The sequence below is a fragment of the Prochlorococcus marinus str. MIT 9211 genome, from assembly GCF_000018585.1.
Classification (GTDB): domain Bacteria; phylum Cyanobacteriota; class Cyanobacteriia; order PCC-6307; family Cyanobiaceae; genus Prochlorococcus_D; species Prochlorococcus_D marinus_B.
The window spans coordinates 25,876-48,899 of record NC_009976.1; the positions used below are offsets into that span (position 1 = coordinate 25,876).

Genomic DNA, 23,024 nt, shown 5'->3' on the forward strand with positions numbered 1-23,024 from the left:
TTACTTATTTTGAAAATGTTCAAAGTCTAAATAATTTTTAGAATCGATTTCTTTTCCATTCTCCCAAAGAATTTCGGGAGAACCCTGTTTTACATCGCCAATAATTTTACTCAATGGCATTATTTTTATCCATTCATTTGCCCATTCCAGCGGCAAACTGATTACAAGCTCATAGTCTTCACCTCCATTAAGACACCATTTATCCCAATGATTCCCTTTAGGCCAATCTTTATGAGTAGGAAGATTATTAGTTCTTATAATTGCTTTGCAGTTACTGCTTATGCAAATACTTTTAATTGCTTCTAATAGTCCATCACTGCTATCAGTTCCTGCAGCTCTCCAAGGAATCTTTGTAGGCTTGCAATTGATTAGTGACTTCAGAGCTTTTATTGGCGCTGAAGGATGTTGGTGACTTTCGATAGCAATTGCTTTTAATTCATCACTTACATGCTTAGTTTCTAAGACTTTATCCTCAAGAAGTAATGCGAGGCCTAAGCGACTTAGTCCATGAGGACCACTTGTCACAAGACAATCTCCGGGGATTGCATGAGACCTATGCAGATCTAATGGTCCTTGAGAACCTATAGCGGTAATCGAAATTACTTTTTCATTTCCTTTAGATATATCACCACCTATTAACTTGCCACCATAAACCTCCAATGCATTTGTCATTCCTTTGTATAAACGATTTACCCATGACCAAGATGTAGAAGGTGGTGCTATTAGGCCAATGGTTACTGATAAGACTTTATCTAATCCACTAGAGGCAAGATCAGAGAAATTACTTGTTATTGCTTTCCAACCAATATCTTCAGGAGTCATGGTTCTCGAACTGAAATGAACTTTTTCCACCATTAAGTCTGTATTTATAATTAAGTCCTTTTTGCAATTTTTTATTAATGCTGTGTCATTATCAATTTGCCCATCATCCATATATTTTTTAAGGCGATTGAGTATTTCTCTTTCACCAATTTCTAATAGCGTTTCACTTGATCCTGAAGATTCAGGCATGTGACTTTAGTTTTTCCGATCCATTTAGGACTTTGATAGAAATTATTTGATCATTCACTCCTAATTCATTGAGAATTTCATTCCCTTCGATTACATAGCCAAAGGCTGCATTTCTTCCATCAATTAAGTTTCTGCCTGCAGGATTTAGCTCTGCTTCATATAGAAAAAAGAAGAATTGAGATGAGCCATCATCCAGTGCTTGTTCTGAATGTGCCCATCCAAGCGTTCCAAGAGTTGCGAAAGGAAGAGTGGGCGTCGAAGTATATAGTCCAAGCTCTTCAAATGTTTCGTTATAAATGGTTTCCGATTGTCCATCGACACGAATTTCTAAAGGCACATTCCGTTCTTGCTTTGTTTCAGGATCTATATATCCAATTTCAGGTCCTTTAGGATCACCAGTCTGCAGAACAAAGAATTCTTCAGCTCTATTCATAGGTAACCCATCGTAAAAACCTTTTTCGACTAAATCTACAAATGCTCCTGCGGTTAATGGAGCATTATAACCATCAATAACAGCATTCATTTTTCCTTTAGTGGTTTCAATAGATACAGTTGCTCTTCCAAGGAGTCGAGGCAAGTTATCAAATTCATTAGGAATTTTGTATGGAAATTCTCCTGGTAAGAATAGTGACTCAAGGTCTCCAATCTCTTGAAGGGCTTTGCGTCGTATATCTATGAATTTTGCTTTGTTTTTTGCGGTAGCTTGTTCATTCAGATTTTCAAGGTCTTCTTTTAAGGAAATAATGATTTGTTCCCCTTGCTTTTTGCTTGTATTCGGAATTGAATCAATAATTTTCTTCTTTCTATTATTCAGTAATGATTTACTTCTTGAGGTTGCTTTGCTAATTGCAGGCCAACGCCCTCCTCTCACTAAATCACTTGTTTCTTCAAGACCATTTTGTATTTCTCTTAAATCCTTTTGGTTTATAGGCAGGGCATTTCTCAATATTGCATATGGATCTTTAATTCGATTACCATTGGGGAGTGCAGCAATGGCAGGTTTATCCCAAACCAAGGCAAATGGGATAAATAATGTCAGAATTGCAAGTAAGAGAATTTTTTTTGTCATCTGATGTTTAAGTCATGCATGACTTTCGCACAGTTCTATGATCATTTGTGATGAATAGCGGAAATGATTTCAAGTAACGACTTCCGCACTGGTACCACAATTGAATTAGATGGTGCTGTTTGGCGTGTGATTGAATTTTTACATGTTAAGCCAGGAAAGGGCTCAGCTTTTGTGAGAACAAAGTTGAAAGCAGTACAAAGTGGCAGTGTTGTAGAAAAAACATTTAGGGCTGGTGAAATGGTCCCTCAGGCTTTGCTTGAAAAGACAACCCTTCAACATACTTATATGGATTCAGGGGACTATGTTTTTATGGATATGAGTAGTTATGAGGAAACCAGATTGACAGCCGCACAAATTGGTGAAAGTCGAAAATATCTAACAGAAGGTATGGAAGTTAATGTAGTCTCTTGGAATGAAAGGCCTCTTGAGGTTGAATTACCTAATTCAGTTGTGTTGACTGTTAAAGAAACTGATCCTGGGGTCAAAGGCGATACTGCGACTGGAGGAACTAAGCCAGCAATTCTTGAAACTGGTGCACAGGTTATGGTTCCTTTATTTATTTCAGTAGGTGAGAAGATCAAAGTTGATACACGTAATGATAGTTATCTAGGTCGGGAGAACTAATGACAATGAATCTTGATCACGATGAACTACATCGCTTGTTGGCCAAATTGGGTGACAGCGATATTCAAGAATTCCGTTTAGAAGGGCAGGATTTTCGTTTGGAAATCAAACGAAATATTGCTACTACTAGTAGCAGTATTTCAACTTCTAATGCCATTCAGCAGTCGACTTCTATTGAGGCAACACAACCTGCTGCTCCAATAATTGTTGAATCCATCTCTGAAAGTCCTAGTAACCCACCTCCTGCAGTAGCTGCTTCTCGGCCTGAATATCATGAAATTACGGCTCCTATGGTAGGAACGTTTTATAGGGCGCCTGCACCTGGAGAGCCAGTCTTTGTAGAAGTGGGTTCTCGCATAACAGAAGGACAAACAATTTGTATTCTTGAAGCAATGAAGTTAATGAATGAATTGGAATCTGAGGTCAATGGAGAAATAATCGAAATTTTGATTGAAAATGGTACTCCAGTTGAATTTGGCCAAGTTTTAATGCGAGTTAAACCTCTTTGAGCTTCTTTTGTGAATAATTAGATAACTCCCAAGCCACTTCTAAGGCTGACTTCATGCTTTTAAAGCAAGCAACTCCTTTACCAGCAATATCAAAACCTGTTCCGTGATCAGGAGAAGTACGAATAAATGGTAGGCCTAAGGTTGTATTAACTGCTGACTCAAATGCAATTAATTTGATTGGAATCAATCCTTGATCATGATAGAGAGCCAAAATACCGTCTGGGGCATTTGGATCTGGCTTACCTTGCCAAGACTTTGCAGCTGAAATCCAGCATGTGTCTGGGGACATAGGCCCATCAAGTTTAATATTTGGATGATTTTGTTTCCAAATTTCGATAGTGGGAATGATCCATTGAATTTCTTCATTACCTAGTTGGCCATTTTCTCCAGCATGAGGATTTAGACCTGCTATCAGTAATTTGGGCATATCTTTAAATTGTTGGCAAAAATCTAATAGTGTATTTAATTTTGCATTGATTATTTCGGGACTTAATTTTTTAGGAACAGCTTCTAAAGGTATGTGGGTAGTAGCAAGAAGGGTATTTAACCTCCAGGCATTGTGAGGTGATATTGCGGTAAACAGCATTGATGGTTTCTCAACATTTGTAAGTTCTCCTAAACGTTCAGTTTGTCCTGGATATTTATGTCCTGCCTGATGCCATGCATATTTCGCGATTGGTGCAGTTACAAGAGCTTTTCCTTGACCTTCCAGAATTAATTCAGTGGCTCGGGTAAGCCATTGAAAGCTAGCTTCGCCACTTGCTGTATTCGATTCTCCTATATAGATTTTCCCTTCACAAGGAATATCTTCTATGTCTAGAGAACCAGGGTCAGCTAAAGATTGAATACCTTGGGCTTTCAGTTTTGTATAGATCATTTCAATAGTCTGTTTGCATCCGACTAACAAAGGTTGCATATTTCTAGGTAAGTCCAAGGACCTAAGTGCTTTGAGGACTACCTCAGGCCCAATGCCTGCAGGATCTCCTAATGAGATAACCAAGCGGTCTTTGTGTTTATTGTTTGAATTACTCATCGCTATGTTGCGTTTATTGGCTTTAGGATTTTTGGTTTATGGCATAGGCATAGGCTTCAAAAATGGATGGCTTGTGATTCATTGGAGTCCGCTTTTACATGATGTGGGATTTACTGATGTGAATCGTGAAGAACCTATGAATTGGTCTGAATTTATTCGTCAAAGATTTGAGAAAAATGATTCATAAAGATTAATCTAAGGTTCATTTTTTGACTCATAAGATATTAAGCAATCTTTTAAACCTGATTTGTAGTCTGGGTGGATTAAAGAATATCCAAGCTCTTTGCAAAGAACTTTATTACTTACTTTTCGATTCTCTTGCCAGAATGAAAGAGCCATTGGGCTCATTGTTTCTGCTGCTATTTCAAATGATTCAATAGGAGGTAACTCTTGGTTGAGAAGGTAGGCAGCATATTGCATTACTTCTATGTTAGAAGCTGGAAAATTATCAGCCAAATTAATGATTTCAGGGTTTATACCTTGAGAAATCAAGTTAATCAAATGCAATATTCCGCCTGCTATATCATCTATGTGAATTCTTGAAAATACTTGACCGGGTTTATGTATGACTTTGCTTTTTTTATTCTTGATGGCTTCTAAGGTAGATCTACCGGGGCCATAAATTCCAGGCAATCGAATTATTTGAACTGGCAATCCTGAACTTTGCCAAGCTTTTTCACACGCGAGACGACGAATACTTCTGGCTTGTTTTGGATTTGCACAATCATTTTCATTTACCCAGGCACCTTTACAATCTCCATAGACGCCTGTTGTGGAAAGATATCCTGCCCATTTGAGGGGCATCTTTTTAATCGCAGCACTGAGATTTTTTAGTACAGGATCTTCACCTGTATCTAAAGGGGGGATGCAACTAATTAAATGAGTAACATCTTTTAGGACGCTTTCTTCTGGAATACTTTCTGAAGCGCTGTCATAGATGAAATCCGCACCAGTTTTATTAAAGCTTCTTCGACTACAAAGTACTTTTGCTCCAAGCCTCCTAGCTGCTGCGGCAATGTGCTGACCACTAAAGCCTCCACCAAAAATAAGAAGCTTTGAATTAGGAGAAAATTGATGGGATTGCTTGACAACCTTTTCTAACATGAGTACAAATGTATTACTTGCAAAGTTTTAATGGCTAGTTCTCATTTGATTATTTTGCCAGGAAATATTTCTGGCGTTTTTGTTCCTAAAGGCTCTGCACTGGAATATGAAGGTAAAAGTTGGCAATCTATTCTAATACTTGTAGTTTTTTTATGTGCCTTTGCTGCTTTTCTCGTACCTGAGAGGCCTCATCAATTTGCATCAATATGCGAAAAGCACAACTCTGTCCATGCCTGTAAGGTTTGGTGAAATTTTTTATGCAGCTTGGAAATCCCAATCGGTTGAGTAATCTTTGCTTCTGGCTTGATTTTTATCTATTTGTGGCTGAGCCCATTCAAGCAAACGAATTGCAAGTCGTAGATCTCCGTCCATCCAAGCTCTTATAGCCATAGCTCTTCTAGGGTCGTAAAATCTTTGACGTCTGTACCAATCAAAGGCTTCTGCATCTGATTTATGCCCATTGCATGACAGGCATGCTGGAACACAATTTTCGGTAATACTTAAACCACCTCGACTTCTAGGAAGCACGTGGTCAATTGATTCAGATGGCTTGCCGCAATAAATGCAACTTTCGCCAGTAAATGTATGGAGCGACTGTCTCCAGCGTCGAACACGTAATTTGGGGCAGAAATCTTCGAGAAAAACTGCGTCCCTATTTTGCATCCGAGGTTCTCGGTTATCTAAATATTGACGTGATATACCTTCTAGTCAATATGTTCAATCAATTTTGTTTTTTATATTTAGCTTCATCAAATAACGATCAGCCTTATTAACCTTTAATTATCGCTTTTCTATTGGAGACGTTAATTCTAGAAAGTTGAATTTAATAATCTAAATTTTTTTCCAGGAGATGATACTTAGTAGCTATATCTATCTTTTGCATAATTCTCTTTCGAAGTATTATTATTTTCTTCTTCTCCTATTGAGATGTTATTGTTCTCAGCTTTTAATGGTTTCGGATATAAATCTCCTAGATAGCTAATGCATCCATCAAATCTTTCTGGCTCTCTTACAACTGCTTCAACAATCATAGCCGCGGCTTGTTTTGGAGAAGTTTTAAATAAACCTGGCTTTTGATTTTTTATTGATTCATAAGCAGCTCGCCAGCTTGCTTCATGATCATTTCCTCCTTGTCGCATGACACAGTAGATATCTACACCAATACCAGCCCCAGCTAGTCCTATTGGTGCAGTAATTAAATTTACTGCTGTAAGAAAACCAATTGAAACTGGAATAGTCATGAAATTGTCTTTCTTGAGCATAATTTTTATGTGATGCGCCTATTGGTAAAGTTATCTACCTATTGAGTAATGTCTAGTATTCTGGGCAATTTAGAAGGCTTGTCAGAGCTAGGTCATTTAATTACTAAAGGCAAAATCAGTCGTCAGTAATTAAGCTCACTACATTTGTGCAGTTATGGTTGTTGTTCCAGCTACGATTCTTGGAGTTTCTTGAGACTACCCACTAGGTTAATTTGTCCACTTAACCCAAACAGTCAACTTCTTAGTAGACGCTATTGTCAACCTGATTGCCTATTCTAAATTTTGTATTCAATGTTTGTAAAGACTTGAGACTTGAGAGTTCTTGATTTATGTGTTGTTATCAGTGAAAGTACTTAATTTGCGAAATGTCATCCTCTTGTTCATTCAGGATTACAAGAACAGCTGAAGATCTTGCTCAGACTCTTGCTGCCATTTCTCAGCGGTTAGTCAAACTCGAGCAGCGATTAGAAGCCTTAGAAACTCAGTCCAATCAATCTGAAGTAAGTCAGACTGATGAAGAAATAGTTATGCTGGATGGAGTTGATCAGTTGTTACAGGAATGTAAAGGTCTATTAAATACATCAACCGCTGTTGAAAATAATGATGAGTTTTGGACAGACGATACAGGAGAAAACCAAGAGATAGCAGCTTAAAAAATATTCTGCCGGATTACCTTCTAAAATTAATTATTTAGGAGTTAATGGAAAATATGCAAGATCTTCAATAATTAAAGTATTCCCTATGAGAAAAGCTTCATACTCTATTTTCTTTAAAAAGTATTTTTGAAGCGGTAGCTACTCCAGTACCAATTGGCTCTTTTAAAGCCCCTAATTGATTAAGAGCAGATTCTATAGATGCTATAGCTGTAATAATGTCACGATCATTGACAAATCCAAGATGACCTATGCGAAAGACTTTTCCTTTTAAGTGATCTTGACCACCTGCAAGTAATATATCAAAATTTTCTTTTACTACTTTTCTTATTAGATCAGCATCAATATCTTTAGGCTCTACTGCAGTGATGGAAGGACTGCCATACCCAGGGGCTGCAAATAATTTCAAACCAATAGCTTCCATTGCTTTTTGGGTTGCTTCTTTATGTCTATTATGACGACTAAATATCTTTTCTAAACCTTCCTCTTTCATCATATTTAACGCTTCTTCTAATGCAAAATATAGATTTACACTAGGCGTAAAAGGATTGCTATTTTTATCACTAGTTTTTTTGTATGACTTCAGGTTTAAATAAAAACTTGGTAAATCTGAGCGTTCACTTGCCTTCCAAGCTCTTTGATTCATTGCAACAAAACTGAGGCCAGGAGGCATCATGTATCCTTTTTGAGAGCCAGATGCAAGAACGTCTATGCCCCATTCATCCATAGGTACATTGCATGCACCTAAACTAGTAACACAGTCTGCAATAGTGATTGCTTTTTCGTGTTTTCTAACCTCTTTACTAATTGCCTCTAGATTGTTAATAACTCCTGTAGATGTTTCTGAGTGGGTAAGTATTACGGCACGAATTTCATTATCAGCTTGAAGTATATTTCTGAACTTTTCAGGTTCTAATGGTTCACCCCAATTGGACTTAATAATTTCAACATTGAGTCCATAGGCCTTGGCAATTTTCACCCATCTTTCACCAAATTTTCCATTTTCTCCACAAATAACTTTATCCCCTTTTTTTAAGGTATTAATGATTCCTGCTTCCATGGCAGCAGTCCCACTGCCAGTAATTGTTAAAACATCCCCTTCTGTTTGATGCAGCCATTGCAGTAGCTGAGTTGTTTTTTTGACGATTTCTTGGAACTCTGGAGTGCGGTGACCAATGGGATGTTGACTTAGAGCTTTTAGAACTCTCTCTGGCACTGGGGTTGGTCCAGGGATCATTAGAGCAAGTTTTTCTTTCATCGCCTAGGAGGGGGGCCAAACAGTTATCTTAAAAAGCTATCAAGGGAATTCACTTTATTTCTAATTCATCTTCTGATTCGAGAGGTTTTACACTGCCAGTATGGGTCGCAGCAGCAGCAAAGGGTGCTGCTGAAGCTATGGCAGGAAAGGCTTTTTGCTCATCCCAGAAGATTCAACTGCCAAACACAAAAGAATTCATAAATGTCCCAGTTACTTCAGCTGGTTCGTTTGTAAATGCTCAAAAAGCGATGGGGATTAGTCATTGCGACCCTGGCTTATGTCTTGATTTAACTAGAGGATTAGAAATATGGGTGATGTTGGAATATGAAACATTGGACGATGAAAAGGATATAGAACTTTCTGTAGATTCCTGGTTAAAAATAATAGGTGGTTTTGGTGTTGGAAAGTTTGAATCGAATGGAGAGATTTGTCTGTCAGACTTTGCCAAACAACTTTTATATTTGAACCTTTTACCATTTAAAGAAAAAGGCCGGAAGATAAAACTGGAAGTTATTTTTCCTGAAGGACAAAGCTTGGCTGAGCGAACTAGTAATGCCGCTTTTGGTGTCGTTGATGGATTGGCGTTGATTGGTACTCAAGCAGAAGTACAAACTAGCGCTTCTCCTGACCAACTTCATCAATCTCTTGATGAGTTGCGAAATCAATGCTCCAGTCAAACTTTTGAAGGTGCTTTGACTTTTGTCATTGGAGAGAATGGATTGGACTTAGCCATTCAATCTGGATTGAATCTTCAACCAATCATAAAAACTGGTAATTGGTTAGGCCCTTTAATAGTTGCTGCTGCAGAAGAACGCGTTAGTGAACTTTTATTATTTGGTTATCATGGAAAATTAGTCAAACTGGCAGGAGGTATATTTCATACCCACCATCATTTAGCAGATGGTCGATTAGAAGTGCTTACTGCTTTAGCAGTGAAGGAACGTATTCCTTTTGACTTAATTAAATTATTAGCTCAGTCTGCTTCCATTGAATCAGCATTATTGATATTAGAAGAGCAAGATCCTTTAGCTGCTAAAAAACTTTGGCTGAGATTGGCTAGAGAAGTTGAGAAGAGAAGCCATGAATATGTTAAACGTTATGTTTCCTCGTCTATAAAGATAGGAGCTATTTTGTTTGATCGTAAAAGACAATTACGCTGGGCAGGACCAATAGGTCTGAAAAAAGTTAATGCGCTTGGCGTAACTCTTGAAGTTTTGTCTTGATGTTTTCTCTAGTCTAACTTTATGCAGATTCTTGTTTGATATGTCTTCTGACTCACTGCTTAAAAGCCAAAGGAGCCCCTCAATAGTCATCCTTGATTTTGGCTCACAATATTCTGAATTGATAGCTCGACGAATTAGAGAGACAGAAGTGTATTCAATTGTTTTGAGTTACAGCACTTCAGCAGCAGAATTACGCAAATTAGCTCCCAAAGGCATCATTTTGAGCGGAGGTCCTAGTTCAGTTTATACAGCTTCAGCACCTCTATCTGATCCTGAGATTTGGGATTTGGACATTCCCGTTCTTGGTGTTTGTTATGGGATGCAGGTAATGGTGCAACAGTTAGGTGGACATGTAACTGCTGCAGTTGGTAAGGCTGAGTATGGTAAAGCACCTTTGCATGTTGATGATCCAACTGCATTGCTCACGAACGTCGAGAGTGGATCGACAATGTGGATGAGTCATGGCGATTCTGTAGATAAACTTCCGAGAGGCTTTGTTCGTTTAGCCCATACAAGCAATACTTTAGAGGCTGCTATCGCTTTACATACCAAACGTTTCTACGGTGTTCAGTTTCATCCAGAAGTTGTTCATTCAACGCAAGGGATGGTAATGATAAGGAATTTTGTTTATAACATTTGCTGTTGTCAGCCTGATTGGACAACCAGCACTTTTATCGATGAAGCAATAAGTACGGTTAGAAGTCAAGTAGGAGATAAAAAGGTTTTGCTTGCTTTATCAGGAGGTGTAGATTCTTCAACCTTAGCTTTTCTACTTAAGCGTGCTATTGGTGATCAATTAACTTGCATGTTTATTGATCAAGGTTTTATGCGAAAAGGTGAACCTGAGTTTTTGATGGAATTTTTTGATCAAAAATTTAAAATTAATGTTCAATATATTAATGCGCGTGAGCGCTTTATTTCTAAACTCCAGGGAATCTCTGATCCAGAGGACAAAAGAAAAGTTATAGGCAGGGAATTTATTCGTGTTTTCGAGGAAGAAAGTGAACGCCTCGGACCTTTTGACTATCTTGCGCAGGGCACCCTATATCCAGATGTTATAGAAAGTTCAGGGACAAATTTAGACCCTAAAACTGGAGAAAGAATAGCTGTGAAAATTAAGAGTCATCATAATGTTGGTGGCCTACCAAAGGATCTTCAATTTAAATTAGTTGAACCTTTAAGAATGTTATTTAAAGATGAGGTAAGGAAAGTAGGCAGAGCACTTGGACTACCTGAAGAAATAGTTGGTAGACACCCTTTTCCTGGCCCTGGCTTAGCAATAAGAATTCTTGGAGAAGTTACTGATGAGAAATTAAATTGTCTACGTGATGCAGATTTAATCGTTCGTGAGGAAATTAATCGAGCAGGTTTATATCATGAAATATGGCAGGCTTTTGCTGTTTTATTGCCAGTCTGCTCTGTTGGTGTCATGGGTGATCAACGTACTTATGCATGGCCGATTGTTGTGAGATGTGTTTCTAGCGAAGATGGCATGACAGCTGATTGGTCACGGTTACCTGATTCACTTTTGCAAATTATTTCTAATCGAGTAGTGAATGAGGTTAAGGGCGTTAATCGCGTTGTTTTAGATATAACAAGTAAGCCACCTGGAACAATTGAGTGGGAATAGTTTCTAGGGGTTGATTTTCCTGTAATCCCTGTTATAATAAGGGATATCGGGTGATCGGAATGATCACACATAGGTCACACACAAGATAATATAAACCCATTTTTCAAGGGTTCTGAGATGACCATTTCACTTCCATCACACATAGAAGTTTGAAGCATCTCCACAGAGAAATCTTAGATTGGCACATTCGATATTTTTATAAATTTACAAAATGAAGAATTATGGGTTTCCGTGGAAACAATGAGCGTACCTTCGCTGAGTACGTTGAATTAGATATTGCTGTGAATGATGACTCACCTAATGCTTACATCTATAAAAGATTAGACAGCGAAACTAATAAACCAGTTAGAGAAAGAACTTGGTATGTAGGTATCCCCATTCCAAACAAATGTAATGGGAAAAGATTATCTCTTCGTACTTCCGATTTATCTAATGCGAAGAAAAAAGCACTCCAAAAAGTAGTGAATATTATGTCTGACCTAGATCAAGGTGTTGATGTATGTGGAAGTAAGGTTCAAGTAATGATTGATGAGTTCCTTTCCAAGAAATTCATCAATGTACGTCCTGAAATGATGGGTAAAAAGGAAGGTGGTAGTAAAAGTATTACTAAAGATAGGTATGACAATATAAAAGGAAAACTGAAAAATTACTTTATTCCTTTTGTTGGTGCTAATACTATTGCTACTAATCTAAAACCTAAGGAGTTTTAGGAATGGGAATATTGGAGAAGGCAAGAAGAAAACTGGGCAGGTGTAGGTAAAAAGAAAAAAGCACCTTGTCAATCAACTATTGGTGATGAGATTACTTTGTTTCGTGAGGTTTGGAGATGGGGAGTCAAGAAAGGATTCATCAGATCATCATTAGATGTCCCGTTTGATGATCATAATTTCATTGAAGATGAAAAAGTAAAAAGGGATACTTGGGAATTGAATGAATGGAATGAGTTCCTAAAAAGAGAATGTGATTGGTATGCCTTAGAACAAAACTCTGAAGATCAAGATCGTGTTTGGGAATCATTTATCGCTCATCAACTCATTCGTATTTGTGCTTGCTCTGGACTTAGACCTAAAGAATGGTCTTTATTGAAGTGGAAAGATGTAAAAGATTATCCAAATGAAGATTCTATTGATGAAGAAGATAAGTTGGCGATTGAAATGATTACTCATCCATCAACTAAAACTGGACAAAGAGAAGCACATTGTACTGGTGGTATCTGGTTCCGAAACATCTATGAAAAGACAAAGTTCAAAAGTAAAAATGATTGGATATTTACTGATTTAGAAGGCAATAGATTAGAACCTGATTGGTTCAGCGACATATTCAATGGGGAAGGTAATTGTAATGGACTTATAGAATTTACTAATCAATATAAATTGAAAGGAAAAGAATTAGTTCCTTATTCTTTGAGGCATTTTTATGCTTCTCAATCCATATACGATGAGGTTCCTGAAGATATTATCGCTGACAATATGGGGATAACTAAAACCAGATTGAATAGATCATATAAACATTGTTTTTTGAGGGTACGAACTAAGAGATTATTCAGTAAAAAAGGAAGTCAATTTCCTATAAAACAAATGAGAACTTTTGGTACTGGTCAATATGCTTTCTTTACTGGAACTATGAAACAAAAAGACCCATCTTCTAGTCAAAAATCTAGAAAATTTGGTCTTAGTTTATCTCGTTTGAAGTAGGGGTATAAAACCCCCTACCCTATTTTTTACTGGGCAATTTTTTTTATTTGATTGCTATCTCAAGGTCGTTTTCAAAGTTTTGTAGGTTTATATTATCTACATCTATATTTTGCCATTCTACGTTTATGTTTGATTGAATAATTGATGTATAGGGAATATTGCTTTAATTTCTTCAATCATCTCTACCTGCTAGATTTAATTTACCAAATGTCTCGATGAATAGACCACAGATACTCTGAGAAGGTGCACGAGACTAAATTTGTATTTGTAAAGTATTGATTTGTCTACTGATTCTTATTGGAATGACCTTTTGAAGAGTTTATATGAACTATCATTGAGAGAAGGTCTGTTGAAATCATAATCGCTCCTTCTTTGCTTAGGTGGTCAGAATCACTGTATAAATAAGTATTTTCTTTTACCACATAGCAGTTTTTTTTGTCGCAGAATTTATCAAACGGATCGAAAATATAAATGTTACTAACTTCCATTGCCAGTGCATTCATCGCTTCAAGTATGTGCTTTCTTTGTTTTTGGAGAAAATCCTTATCAGTTTTCTGACAGATGATTCTTATTGATGGTCGGAACCATTGTGGTGAACACAGTTCAGCATTAAAACCTGGATGCTGCGGGAGTGGAGCAACCAATATTAGAGAGGCATTGGCATCGTTCAATTTGCTTGCAAGTTTCTTGGAGGTATTTATAAAGTCTGAGAGGTTTTTGTCAACAGTATTTCTTGAACGTTCAGAATACTTCTTGATTTGGAATCTATGCTTTCCACCGTATCCAAAATGAGAGTTTAGATATGATGTTGCGACCAGGACTGATCCGCTACTCCTTCTTTTCATCTTGTCAATCATCGTCTTGATAATTGATGACTGAACCTCGTAACAGTATTTTCTATTAGTCTCACCTTGGGGAGGGAAGGCACATCCATCTCTGCTATGAGAAAAAACATCGTATTGCGATGTAGATGCAATCACCTCGCTAATGGGAAAGATCGCGAGCGAATGACTGTCTCCGCTAAAGGCAACTAGCGGTCTTTCACTTTTTGCTGACAAACAGTTATCAATGAATTGAGTTGTGATCTTATTTGCACCTACCAAGGCATCATTTTCTTTGCTGTCGGAACTATGGCAGTCTTTTGCAATGCGCCCAGTAATATCTCCTTTGAACTCTAATGGTTTTGTGATGGTGTTAGTAAAGTCCTCACCACTATAGAGTTTTCCTTTGAGCGGTTTGCTAAGGGCAACTAGACCCGCAGAAAGAGTAACCAACAATCCTCCGCCGATCATCAATGTTTTCCATCGTTTTCCAAACCAGTTGCCCTTTCGTAGCGGAGTTTCGATCCATAGATAGGAAGCATTTGCTAATCCAAACATCAGAACGATCTGGAATGGAACTGACCACCAATGAATTCCGATTGTCCAACGACTAATGGAAAGGACACCCCAATGCCATAGATAGAGCGAGTAAGATATTAGACCTATATAAACGACTTTGGGATTGGTGAAAAATGTGAATGCTGTTGTTTGTTTCCTCAAAGAGGCGATAAGAACGGAAGATAGAGCAACAACTGCAACTGTTGATGCTGCTGCCCAAGACATCGGCAAATACATCACCCCAACAATCAATGCTAAAACCATTAGGGGCGGTATCTTCGCAAGTAAGTACTCGATCGATTTTCGTTTCTGAAATCCAATAAAAAGTAAGCAACCTGATGCTATCTCCCAGAACCTGGACGGCATTAGGAAATATGCTGCTGATTGTTTGATTGGATAGAGGTAAAGGAAACCAATCAATGAGGCAATTGTTAGTGCTCCAACTGTCAGGAATAGGTTACGAGAACCATTTTTCGTTTGTCTGCTAAACCCAGAAAACCAAATCAGAAATGGGAATAGGATGTAGAACTGCTCTTCCACACCAAGAGACCAAGTGTGTGTGAATACATTGAGTTCTGTTGATTGGGCAAAGTAGTCAGTTGATCGTTGGAAGAGATATATATTAGATAAACCAAATAATGAAGTCAGACCAGTTTGTAGTGATACGTTTGGTATTGGATTGAATAAGCAGATCGCAATACTTGTGATGAAGACAAAAACTGATAGTGCTGGCACTAATCGCTTGATCCTTCGTTCGTAAAATCCGCTGATGAAATCCTTGAAGTTTTTACTGGGTCTTTGATAAAGAGATGATGTTATAACGAATCCTGAGATAACAAAAAAGATATCAACACCGAGATATCCACCAGGTAAGATGTCTTTGTTGAAGTGATTGATGATAACGGTTACAACTGCAAATGCTCTTAGACCATCAATCTCTGAGCGGTAACGACTTTTTATGGCTGATTTATTTTCTTCGATATCTATTGACATCATCTTAGGACTAGCTAAAGCGATGAGTAGTAGTTATTTTAGAACAGTGACTTAAAATACATTGACAGTAGCCAATCAAACTGAAGTAGTTGCTGATCGAAGGCTTCAGTATGACAGTATCCAGTTGTCAGGTAAAACAATCTTTTTAAACCCTTTTTTGTATTGGCGCAGATTTGATACCAATACGGATCGATGGTTGAGAGAACCTGGTCAAATAGGAGAAGAGCAAATTAGAATAAATCGAATGCGTTTTTATCCGGAAATTGATTGGAATTATTTAGAGCAAGAAGAAAAAAATATTAAAGATGGTGCTGTTGAGATGTTTCTTAAAAGTCTTGAATTAATTAGTACTTTTCATCCAGAGCTTAGTTCAGGACAGCTCCTGGAAGTTGAAAGGAAGATGGCGGTTACTAAAAAACGTGCATTTGAAAGGTGGGTAGAGAAGTCTTTTAGAAGGCGTTTTAAGAAGGAATCTCAAGAAAAGCAACGGATCGCTAGAGAACGACTTTGGAGAGAATGGAGAGAATGGCTTAGTCTTGAGACAACTCATAAAGCTGTTGTACCTTTAGCTGCTATTTGTGTTTTTGCAGTTTTTGGAGGTTGGTCGATGGGTATTTCTAGTAATAGCTGCACTCCATATTTTTCCTCGACAGATCAAACTAGTATCAACTAGTTTTAGGGCCTCTGATGCCTGCATCTATTTTGGATAATTTGCGTTTAATGTTGATGCAGGAAGTTTTGCCTGTAGGAATGGCATTGTTTAAGAGAGTTCGGCAGGGTGGGGCAAATAAAGTTGCAGAAGCATTCTCCTCATCTTTAGATCCTCTTCAAGAACTGAAAACTGAAGGTCACTCTGCAGCCAAATCATTACGAGAGCAACTTGATCAAATTAGCCCTGGTTTGGGTAATCCCGTTATGGAAGTAGAGATTTTGGTAGATGATCATAATGTAGAAGATGATTCTGTATTGATACCAGTTCTAAAGAGGATTGAGGATAGATTGGATTTGCTTAAGTTATATTTAAGTGATGAATAAACCTAAAATCTTTATTTTCTAATTGGATTATTTAAAATGAAAGCAGATAAAGATAATCGCTTTAATGCAAATAAGAATAGAAAGATTGACTTAACTAATCAACCTAAAATACTAGCAATTTTTACAATTGCTTTATTTAGTTTAATTGCTTCACGACTCTTTTCTTTGCAAATTTTGCAAGGTTCTTTATACCGCAAATTGTCTGAAGAAAATAGAATTCGACTAGTATCCAGCCCACCAATCCGAGGAAGGATATTAGATATTAATGGGAATATTTTAGCAGACAGTAGACTTGTTCACTCTTTATTTATTCAACCACATATTATAAGTACTAAAAAATGGCCAGAGCTTTCTAAAAATCTTTCTGATTTATTATATTTAGATAACAATACAATTGATCAATTGTTTAACAAGGGAATTCAAGATAATGAATTTAGCATTACTCTAATTAATGAAATGTCTGATGAACAGGTTGTACGCTTTAGAGAAAATGAGAATCTCTTTCCAGGGGTCCAAATACATCTTGAATTAATTAGATATTACCCTTTTAATAATCTTGCTGCTCATGCATTAGGTTATACCCAGTTTATTACTTCTGATGAATATAGAAAATTAGCTAAAAAGGGTTATAAGATAAAGGATCGCATTGGAAGAATAGGTCTAGAGGCTGTTTTTGAAAATCACCTTCGAGGAGAATGGGGAGGTGAAATGTTAGAAGTTGATGCTGCAGGTACTATTCAAAAGAGTCTTGGTTATCAGTCTCCTAAGGCCGGAAAAGATTTAGAGCTTACATTAGACTTAAAGTTACAGTTAGCAGCTGAAAAGGCGCTGGAAGGAAAGAGAGGAGGTGCAATTGTTGCATTAGATCCACGCAATGGAGCAATTAGAGCTTTTGCAAGTCAACCTAGCTTTAATCCCAATTTCTTTACCAAATCAATTACTACTCAAAAAGAATATGAGGAAATCTTTTTATCTTCGCAATTACCTCTTTTAAGTAGAGCTTTAAATGCATATGACCCAGGAAGTACTTGGAAGGTAGTTACAGGGATGGCTGGGATGGAGAGTGGAAAATTCCCGCCGAATGTGGTTTTGGACACTGTTCCTTGCATTCGATATGGAGGACATTGCTTTCCTGAACATAATGGTCAAGGTTTTGGCAAAATTGGTTATGAGGATGCATTACGTGTTTCAAGTAATACTTTCTTTTATCAAGTTGGTGTAGGCGTTGGTGCAGAAGAGTTATACGAAGCTGCTATAAAGTTGGGCTTTCATTCTTTTACAGGTATAGAGATTAAAAATGAAGAGAGTAAAGGTTTTGTTGGTAATGAAGCTTGGGCCGCTAAAGGTAGAGGTTGGGGAAGGCCAGGAACAACGCCTTGGATTCCAGAAGATATAGCGAGTGCATCTATAGGACAGGCTGTTGTGCAGGTCACACCGTTACAATTAGCTCGTGCATATGCTGTCTTTGCAAATGGGGGTTATTTAATTACTCCTCATTTGGTTGATGGAAAGATTGATTGGTTATCAACAAAATTTAGAAAAAAGGTAGATATAAAAGCTTCTACGATAGACAAAATTCGCCAGGGGCTCCGAAAAGTAGCTGTTTCCGGAACCGGTAGAAGCATTAATCAGGATTTATCTACACTCCCTCCTGTTGCTGGCAAAACAGGTACTGCTGAAGACAGTACAGGAGGTAGTGATCATGCATGGTTTGCTTGTTTTGCCCCTTATGAATCAACAGAAATTGTTGTAGTCGCTTTTGCACAAAATACTCCTGGTGGAGGTTCAGTCCATGCATTGCCAATGGCTAGAGAAGTTCTGAAAGCATGGCATCAGGATTTATAAACTTCTTAAAAACGTTCTGATATTAAGCCGCTTGAATATTTTCTTCTTTTTGAGACAGTTTTAAATCAAGTATTTTTTTGACTTCCAATAAAGAACATATTGGTGTTCTAAAAGGTAATAAATGCATGGGGCTTCTTTCTGGTCTGACCAGCCATGTTTTGTTGTGCTGTTCAAGCAGAATAAAACCTTTATAGCGAACTGCTGTAATTTTTTCTGAGATGACTCTCATGTTGAAAATAATTGCTGCACGTCTTACTTATATAAAAGCACAATATATGGGGTCTTTGCAATTATGAAAAATGTAGATTATGAACTTCCTTGAGCTTGTGTTATCGGATGCTTAATTTGCTAAACCCTTGGCCTGAAAAAAGATTTAGCATAATTGCTTGCTTGAAGATAGAAATGACTGGAGTATTTCCTACGCTTAGCCTAACTCTATATATAGAGTGTGAGAACTTTGCTCTAAAGCCTCAATGGTTCCATTTGCATGAGTCTTTTTAAAAGATCTTCAATGGATTCATCTTTTGCTGGATTTTTGCTATTACTAGCTAATTGCCGACCTACTACTTGAGCGCCTAGATGTGTGAGCTGTATTCGCATCGAGAGCAGCAGTTCCATGCATCCACCACCTGAAGCGCTTGCAATTGCAATGGGCCTGCCATTAAATAATTTGCGAAAATCATTTTCTTGAACTGATAACCAAGCAATTGCGCTAGTTAGTACCGGAGGTATTGAGCCATTGTATTCAGGCGCACAAATGACCCATCTTGGTTGTGTCACTAATTGTTCATGTAAGGCATTAATAGAAGATGGACTCCCTTTTTCTTGATGAGTCCTGGGATTGTAGAGAGGCAGATTAAGTGTTGTCAGATCAAGTAAATCAGCTTTGGCTCCTAGTTTTTTGCTTGCAAGAACAAAACGTTCCGCGAGTTTGAGATTTTCGCCATTACTAGCTGTCATTACTAGTAAATCGTTGGTAGTAATCATTCGAATCTGTTGAAAAGGTTCCTTATCTAGGTTTATCAGAATTTAGTATTAATAATTTGCTCCTGTGTTTCGATGGTGGACTGCTGTGACTCCATCTGAACTTAGTACTTTGCCATGGTGAATCTGTGCATAGATGAGCCAATGATCACCACACTCCATTCTTTGCTGGACAGAGCCTTCAAGCCAGGCCAATGCTTCTGGAAGTATTGGTTGTTTCCCTGGACTTTGGTCAACCTGTATTCCTTTAAATCGATCTGCACCTGGTTTAAAAGGTTGTAGAAATTGTTTTAAAAGTTTGTGGTAGTTTTCCTCATTAAGAATGTTCAACGCAAATAAATCTTCTTTATGCAGTAGGGTTTCGACAGCTCTGTCTTTAGCCACTGCAATTGTTATACCTGGAGGATTGAAGCTTGCTTGACTTACCCAACTGGCGACCATTGCACCTGAAAGGCTCTCTTCTTCAGTATTTTTGAAGGCAGTTAAGATACATAAAGAACCTATTACTTTCCCAAGAGCCAATAATGCAGGATCACTTTTTGTTGTACTAATACCTCCCCCTAGTCGACGTTTTTTGCGACGTTGTTCTTTTAATAGTTGTCTCCCAAATTGGGTTCCTGTTTCTTCAAGGGTTTTAATAATATTATTATTAGGACTAAATTTTATTTTTATTGGGTTAAAACCAAATTCAAAACCTCCATCTCGGAGCTTATTTTCTAGAAGATCTAATGCTTCTCCGCTCCAGCCATAGCTACCAAAAATTCCTACTGGTTTCTGCCTATCTCCTTCAGCAAGTAAGGTTCCCAGTGCTGCAACTATTGGAGTTGGTGCATGTCCACCCAGAGTAGGTGATCCTATAAGATAGGCATCCGCTTCTTTTATGGCCTGAACTAGTTCATTTGCAGGAGTGAACTCGCAATTTAAACTGTCTACCTTGACACCAGTTGAATTAATTCCTTTTGCAAGAGAATCAGCAATAGATGCTGTGTTTCCATAGGCACTTGCAAATAGTAAAACTACTTTTAAGGAGGCCTTCTGTTGACCTTCGCCCCATCTTTGATAGTCATTAAGTAAACTACGCCAACTGGTTTCTATGGCTGGCCCATGTCCAGGCGCAATAGTTTGAATATCCAGATCTTCAAGTTTTTCAATAATTGAACTTACTTGGCTGATCATAGGACTCATTAGACAGTCAAAATAATGACGACGCTCTTCTTCGGTACTGCTTCTGTTGGGTTCTGCCCAGAGGTCATTGCACAAATGAGCACCAAATAACTTGTCACTCATTAGTAGGCCTAATTTTCGCTCAAAACTGATTAATCCACCAGGCCATCGAGCAGTAGGACTAGGTATGAGCTGCATTTCATACTCATTAAAAAGAGCTATGGTCTGCTCTTGCTTTATTAACTTAATATTTGGTAGAGGCGGAATGATTGTATTGCTCTCTTCATTATTTCTGAGTTGTGAAGGCTTAACTTGATACCAAAGATCTTTTAATAATTTTGCTGCAGGATTAGAAGCCACAAACTCAATATGGTTGAATATCTCCGCTAGTTTTTTTAATAAGGCGACCCTATTAGGGTTGATATGCCCAATGACAACTAATAAGTTTGTATCTTTATGAGAAATAATGTTGATTAGTTCTGCAATAAAAACTTCCTCAAAATTAATTCCTGGTGGATGAACTAAAACAGCAGATGAATTGGTTTCATTTATTTGAGTAAATAGAAAAGCATTGGCTGTTGTTCCCTTTTCTAATGCATATTCAATTTCAAATCTTAATTTTCTTGGACTCATACATTTCAGACAAATTAAATCTTCTTCTATAGGAATACTGACAACATGTTTGTCAGTTTTTGTTTGAGATAATGGATGACTTGTTGTATTTGACATCAATATGACGTGCCTACTTTGCGATGATGGACAGCTGTTTTGGACTCTACGTTAGCGACGTTTCCATGCTCTACTAACGCGTAGATAACCCAATGATCTGTAGTCTCTAATCTTTGCTTGACTAGACAATCTAAGTATGCGAGGGCATCGACCAATACTGGACCTCCTTTTGTGACATCTTCTAATATGGAGATACCTTCAAAACGATCAGCTCCCGGTGGAAATCTTTTTAGAAACTGACGGAATAATTTTTGATAGTTATTTTCTTGAAGTACATTGATTACAAAACGATCTCCCACTTGCATAAGAGTTTCTATTGCACGATCTTTTGCAACGGCAACAGTGATGCCTGGAGGATTGAAGCTTGCTTGACTTACCCAACTGGCTACCATTGCGCCTCGTCGTTGCTCTTTTCCTTTACCTTGACTGGCTGTTACTACATATAAACCCCCGCTTATTCGACCCATTGCTTTCATTAGATCGCCACTAAAACTTTTAATATTTGCAATATTTTTTTTACGATTAAGTAGTTGTCCTAAATCAGTGCCTGCTTCTTCAAAACGTTGAAAAGTATTTGCATCCGGTGTACCACGAACTCTTAGTGGCGAGAAGGCTTCTTTTTGACCCAGGCTTCTTAATTGATTGGCTACTACATCAATTGGTTCATCATTTCCACCATAAGCATCGTATACAGCTACCCATTGTTTTTGTTTAAGAGCTGCAAGCAGTGTTCCTATAGCGCTTTGAAGTTCAGCATCAGTGTTATGAGGCCAAGTAGGAACAATGATTGCATTAGCTTCTCCTATGAGTGCACTGATTTCTTGAGAATCAGAAGCTCTCAGATCAATAAGTTGAACTTGCGCATCGGCTTTATTAATACCTAATGCAATTGCCTGACTTAGGCGGTCACAAAAACCATATTGGCTTACATAACAAACAGCTGCATACCCTTCCCCTTTGTTACGTTTTTCACTCCAGCTTAGATAACTGCTTAGCCAAAGATCAATGTTGTGTCGTAAAAGGGGACCATGCCCAACGGCGATTGTTGTTATTTTGGGTAAATTTTTTATTCGCTTTAGTGCTTGTAAAACACTACGTGCATTTGGGCCCATGAGACAATCGTAGTAATAACGGAAATCAGGAAGTATTAATTCTGGATCAATATCGAACATGTCACTTGAGCAGTAATGGAGGCCAAAGGCATCACAAGTAAAGAGGATTGCAGTGGCATGATCAAAGGAAAAAATGGTATCTGGCCAATGTAAATTTGGTGCACTTAGAAATTCCAATTTGTGATGGATTCCATTAGATGGGTTAATGCCTAGATCAAGCTCGCATCCAGTTTTTATAGCTTGGGATTTAAAGGGGCGATGAACTTGACTTTCTAAAAATTGAATTGCAACTTTTGAGCCAATAATTTGAATTTCTGGATTGAAATCAAGAAGGTAACTGATTAAGCCAGAATGATCTGGTTCTGTATGGCTAACAACCAAAAAATCAAGTTCTTGTGGATTGACTTGCTCTTTAAAAAGTTTTAGCCAGCTATCTCGAAATTTTTCATGACTGGTATCTATTAAGGCTTTCTTCTCACCTTCTATAATGAAACTATTGTAGGTTGTTCCGTTTCTGAGACCAAATTCAATATCGAACCGACTACGCTTCCAATCTAATGAACGAATAGTAGTAGTATTGGGCGCAATTATCTCGCATTGCAAAGATAGCTGAAGCTCAGGTTGGGATTGATCAATTACAGCAACAGGGTCAGTCATGCATTCTTTTCATGATTGTGCAGACTCTAATAAGTCAAAGTCAATTGTCGTGACTA

The 23,024-nt window shown here is 37.8% G+C and carries 24 protein-coding genes; 12 read left to right on the top strand and 12 right to left on the bottom strand.

The window, feature by feature from the left end; translation table 11 throughout:
* Together thiL and P9211_RS00125 are read right to left on the bottom strand one after the other, a co-directional pair.
* The gene (thiL, locus tag P9211_RS00120; RefSeq protein ID WP_012194580.1) at positions 1-1,011 is read right to left on the bottom strand and encodes a thiamine-phosphate kinase; all 1,011 of its coding nucleotides are present in this window, start codon (positions 1,009-1,011) and stop codon (positions 1-3) included.
* Positions 1,004-2,080 (bottom strand): peptidylprolyl isomerase, encoded by a 1,077-nt coding sequence (locus P9211_RS00125; RefSeq protein ID WP_012194581.1) that lies wholly within the window; start codon positions 2,078-2,080, stop codon positions 1,004-1,006. The genes thiL and P9211_RS00125 overlap by 8 nt, the downstream gene beginning before the upstream one ends.
* A gap of 63 nt (positions 2,081-2,143) precedes the next feature.
* On the opposite strand from P9211_RS00125, the gene efp reads away from it, so the two are divergent.
* The gene (gene efp, locus P9211_RS00130) at positions 2,144-2,704 is read left to right on the top strand and encodes an elongation factor P (RefSeq protein WP_012194582.1); all 561 of its coding nucleotides are present in this window, start codon (positions 2,144-2,146) and stop codon (positions 2,702-2,704) included.
* A complete protein-coding gene (gene accB / locus P9211_RS00135) occupies positions 2,704-3,213 on the top strand; it encodes an acetyl-CoA carboxylase biotin carboxyl carrier protein (protein ID WP_012194583.1) in 510 nt (169 codons plus the stop codon). Before efp ends, accB begins: the two co-directional genes overlap by 1 nt.
* Here accB and pdxA read toward each other — a convergent pair.
* Positions 3,200-4,246 (bottom strand): 4-hydroxythreonine-4-phosphate dehydrogenase PdxA, encoded by a 1,047-nt coding sequence (gene pdxA / locus P9211_RS00140; protein ID WP_012194584.1) that lies wholly within the window; start codon positions 4,244-4,246, stop codon positions 3,200-3,202. The genes accB and pdxA overlap by 14 nt on opposite strands.
* A gap of 4 nt (positions 4,247-4,250) precedes the next feature.
* Here pdxA and P9211_RS00145 point away from each other — a divergent pair, with 4 nt between their 5' ends.
* The gene (locus tag P9211_RS00145) at positions 4,251-4,433 is read left to right on the top strand and encodes a hypothetical protein (protein WP_012194585.1); all 183 of its coding nucleotides are present in this window, start codon (positions 4,251-4,253) and stop codon (positions 4,431-4,433) included.
* A gap of 8 nt (positions 4,434-4,441) precedes the next feature.
* On the opposite strand, the gene P9211_RS00150 is transcribed toward P9211_RS00145, so the two are convergent.
* Positions 4,442-5,350 (bottom strand): SDR family oxidoreductase, encoded by a 909-nt coding sequence (locus P9211_RS00150; RefSeq protein ID WP_012194586.1) that lies wholly within the window; start codon positions 5,348-5,350, stop codon positions 4,442-4,444.
* Positions 5,351-5,380: 30 nt separating this feature from the next.
* Here P9211_RS00150 and P9211_RS00155 point away from each other — a divergent pair, with 30 nt between their 5' ends.
* A complete protein-coding gene (locus P9211_RS00155; RefSeq protein ID WP_012194587.1) occupies positions 5,381-5,599 on the top strand; it encodes a hypothetical protein in 219 nt (72 codons plus the stop codon).
* A gap of 6 nt (positions 5,600-5,605) precedes the next feature.
* Here P9211_RS00155 and P9211_RS00160 read toward each other — a convergent pair whose 3' ends face one another.
* A complete protein-coding gene (locus tag P9211_RS00160; RefSeq protein WP_012194588.1) occupies positions 5,606-6,013 on the bottom strand; it encodes an HNH endonuclease in 408 nt (135 codons plus the stop codon).
* A gap of 194 nt (positions 6,014-6,207) precedes the next feature.
* Positions 6,208-6,591, bottom strand: a complete 384-nt coding sequence (locus P9211_RS00165; protein WP_049750840.1) for a DUF6554 family protein — start codon at positions 6,589-6,591, stop codon at positions 6,208-6,210.
* A 386-nt stretch (positions 6,592-6,977) separates the two neighbouring features.
* On the opposite strand from P9211_RS00165, the gene P9211_RS00170 reads away from it, so the two are divergent.
* Positions 6,978-7,265 carry a hypothetical protein gene (locus P9211_RS00170; protein ID WP_012194590.1) on the top strand — a complete coding sequence of 96 codons (288 nt, stop codon included), beginning with the start codon at positions 6,978-6,980 and terminating at the stop codon, positions 7,263-7,265.
* A gap of 100 nt (positions 7,266-7,365) precedes the next feature.
* On the opposite strand, the gene P9211_RS00175 is transcribed toward P9211_RS00170, so the two are convergent.
* Positions 7,366-8,523, bottom strand: coding sequence for a pyridoxal-phosphate-dependent aminotransferase family protein (locus P9211_RS00175; RefSeq protein ID WP_012194591.1), 1,158 nt, complete (start codon positions 8,521-8,523; stop codon positions 7,366-7,368).
* Positions 8,524-8,579: 56 nt separating this feature from the next.
* Between P9211_RS00175 and cbiD the strand changes: the two genes are divergently transcribed.
* From cbiD to P9211_RS09830, 4 genes are all read left to right on the top strand, one after another.
* The gene (cbiD, locus tag P9211_RS00180; RefSeq protein WP_041390963.1) at positions 8,580-9,746 is read left to right on the top strand and encodes a cobalt-precorrin-5B (C(1))-methyltransferase CbiD; all 1,167 of its coding nucleotides are present in this window, start codon (positions 8,580-8,582) and stop codon (positions 9,744-9,746) included.
* Between the two features lie 40 nt (positions 9,747-9,786).
* Positions 9,787-11,376, top strand: coding sequence for a glutamine-hydrolyzing GMP synthase (guaA, locus tag P9211_RS00185; protein WP_041390964.1), 1,590 nt, complete (start codon positions 9,787-9,789; stop codon positions 11,374-11,376).
* Positions 11,377-11,597: 221 nt separating this feature from the next.
* The gene (locus P9211_RS09825; protein WP_012194594.1) at positions 11,598-12,086 is read left to right on the top strand and encodes a hypothetical protein; all 489 of its coding nucleotides are present in this window, start codon (positions 11,598-11,600) and stop codon (positions 12,084-12,086) included.
* Between the two features lie 96 nt (positions 12,087-12,182).
* Positions 12,183-13,070, top strand: a complete 888-nt coding sequence (locus P9211_RS09830; RefSeq protein ID WP_012194595.1) for a tyrosine-type recombinase/integrase — start codon at positions 12,183-12,185, stop codon at positions 13,068-13,070.
* 284 nt (positions 13,071-13,354) lie between these two features.
* Here P9211_RS09830 and P9211_RS00195 read toward each other — a convergent pair whose 3' ends face one another.
* Positions 13,355-15,445 carry an acyltransferase family protein gene (locus P9211_RS00195; RefSeq protein ID WP_012194596.1) on the bottom strand — a complete coding sequence of 697 codons (2,091 nt, stop codon included), beginning with the start codon at positions 15,443-15,445 and terminating at the stop codon, positions 13,355-13,357.
* Between the two features lie 58 nt (positions 15,446-15,503).
* On the opposite strand from P9211_RS00195, the gene P9211_RS00200 reads away from it, so the two are divergent.
* Genes P9211_RS00200 through mrdA form a run of 3 tightly spaced genes read left to right on the top strand, consistent with a single transcriptional unit; the run spans position 15,504 to position 18,322 of the window.
* A complete protein-coding gene (locus P9211_RS00200) occupies positions 15,504-16,115 on the top strand; it encodes a hypothetical protein (protein WP_012194597.1) in 612 nt (203 codons plus the stop codon).
* A 14-nt stretch (positions 16,116-16,129) separates the two neighbouring features.
* Positions 16,130-16,477 carry a hypothetical protein gene (locus P9211_RS00205; protein WP_012194598.1) on the top strand — a complete coding sequence of 116 codons (348 nt, stop codon included), beginning with the start codon at positions 16,130-16,132 and terminating at the stop codon, positions 16,475-16,477.
* A gap of 36 nt (positions 16,478-16,513) precedes the next feature.
* Positions 16,514-18,322 (top strand): penicillin-binding protein 2, encoded by a 1,809-nt coding sequence (gene mrdA, locus P9211_RS00210; RefSeq protein WP_012194599.1) that lies wholly within the window; start codon positions 16,514-16,516, stop codon positions 18,320-18,322.
* 22 nt (positions 18,323-18,344) lie between these two features.
* Here mrdA and P9211_RS00215 read toward each other — a convergent pair whose 3' ends face one another.
* From P9211_RS00215 to P9211_RS00230, 4 genes are all read right to left on the bottom strand, one after another.
* Positions 18,345-18,551 (bottom strand): hypothetical protein, encoded by a 207-nt coding sequence (locus P9211_RS00215; protein ID WP_012194600.1) that lies wholly within the window; start codon positions 18,549-18,551, stop codon positions 18,345-18,347.
* A gap of 233 nt (positions 18,552-18,784) precedes the next feature.
* Positions 18,785-19,309: an NAD(P)H-dependent oxidoreductase gene (locus tag P9211_RS00220; RefSeq protein ID WP_012194602.1), complete on the bottom strand. Its 525-nt coding sequence runs from the start codon at positions 19,307-19,309 to the stop codon at positions 18,785-18,787.
* 48 nt (positions 19,310-19,357) lie between these two features.
* Positions 19,358-21,199: a diflavin flavoprotein gene (locus tag P9211_RS00225; RefSeq protein ID WP_012194603.1), complete on the bottom strand. Its 1,842-nt coding sequence runs from the start codon at positions 21,197-21,199 to the stop codon at positions 19,358-19,360.
* Positions 21,199-22,968 (bottom strand): diflavin flavoprotein, encoded by a 1,770-nt coding sequence (locus P9211_RS00230; protein ID WP_012194604.1) that lies wholly within the window; start codon positions 22,966-22,968, stop codon positions 21,199-21,201. Before P9211_RS00230 ends, P9211_RS00225 begins: the two co-directional genes overlap by 1 nt.
* Between the last annotated feature and the right edge of the window lie 56 nt (positions 22,969-23,024).

Coding starts and splice junctions, on each gene's coding strand:
- P9211_RS00125 (WP_012194581.1), bottom strand. CDS start 2,080: ATGACAAAAAAAATTCTCTTACTTGCAATTCTGACATTATTTATCCCA.
- P9211_RS00145 (WP_012194585.1), top strand. CDS start 4,251: ATGTTGCGTTTATTGGCTTTAGGATTTTTGGTTTATGGCATAGGCATA.
- P9211_RS00170 (WP_012194590.1), top strand. CDS start 6,978: ATGTCATCCTCTTGTTCATTCAGGATTACAAGAACAGCTGAAGATCTT.
- P9211_RS00230 (WP_012194604.1), bottom strand. CDS start 22,968: ATGACTGACCCTGTTGCTGTAATTGATCAATCCCAACCTGAGCTTCAG.
- accB (WP_012194583.1), top strand. CDS start 2,704: ATGACAATGAATCTTGATCACGATGAACTACATCGCTTGTTGGCCAAA.
- P9211_RS00215 (WP_012194600.1), bottom strand. CDS start 18,551: ATGAGAGTCATCTCAGAAAAAATTACAGCAGTTCGCTATAAAGGTTTT.
- mrdA (WP_012194599.1), top strand. CDS start 16,514: ATGAAAGCAGATAAAGATAATCGCTTTAATGCAAATAAGAATAGAAAG.
- P9211_RS00165 (WP_049750840.1), bottom strand. CDS start 6,591: ATGACTATTCCAGTTTCAATTGGTTTTCTTACAGCAGTAAATTTAATT.
- P9211_RS00160 (WP_012194588.1), bottom strand. CDS start 6,013: ATGCAAAATAGGGACGCAGTTTTTCTCGAAGATTTCTGCCCCAAATTA.
- P9211_RS00155 (WP_012194587.1), top strand. CDS start 5,381: ATGGCTAGTTCTCATTTGATTATTTTGCCAGGAAATATTTCTGGCGTT.
- pdxA (WP_012194584.1), bottom strand. CDS start 4,246: ATGAGTAATTCAAACAATAAACACAAAGACCGCTTGGTTATCTCATTA.
- P9211_RS00225 (WP_012194603.1), bottom strand. CDS start 21,199: ATGTCAAATACAACAAGTCATCCATTATCTCAAACAAAAACTGACAAA.
- guaA (WP_041390964.1), top strand. CDS start 9,787: ATGTCTTCTGACTCACTGCTTAAAAGCCAAAGGAGCCCCTCAATAGTC.
- P9211_RS00220 (WP_012194602.1), bottom strand. CDS start 19,309: ATGATTACTACCAACGATTTACTAGTAATGACAGCTAGTAATGGCGAA.
- P9211_RS00205 (WP_012194598.1), top strand. CDS start 16,130: ATGCCTGCATCTATTTTGGATAATTTGCGTTTAATGTTGATGCAGGAA.
- P9211_RS09825 (WP_012194594.1), top strand. CDS start 11,598: ATGGGTTTCCGTGGAAACAATGAGCGTACCTTCGCTGAGTACGTTGAA.
- P9211_RS00195 (WP_012194596.1), bottom strand. CDS start 15,445: ATGATGTCAATAGATATCGAAGAAAATAAATCAGCCATAAAAAGTCGT.
- efp (WP_012194582.1), top strand. CDS start 2,144: ATGATTTCAAGTAACGACTTCCGCACTGGTACCACAATTGAATTAGAT.
- P9211_RS00150 (WP_012194586.1), bottom strand. CDS start 5,350: ATGTTAGAAAAGGTTGTCAAGCAATCCCATCAATTTTCTCCTAATTCA.
- thiL (WP_012194580.1), bottom strand. CDS start 1,011: ATGCCTGAATCTTCAGGATCAAGTGAAACGCTATTAGAAATTGGTGAA.
- P9211_RS00175 (WP_012194591.1), bottom strand. CDS start 8,523: ATGAAAGAAAAACTTGCTCTAATGATCCCTGGACCAACCCCAGTGCCA.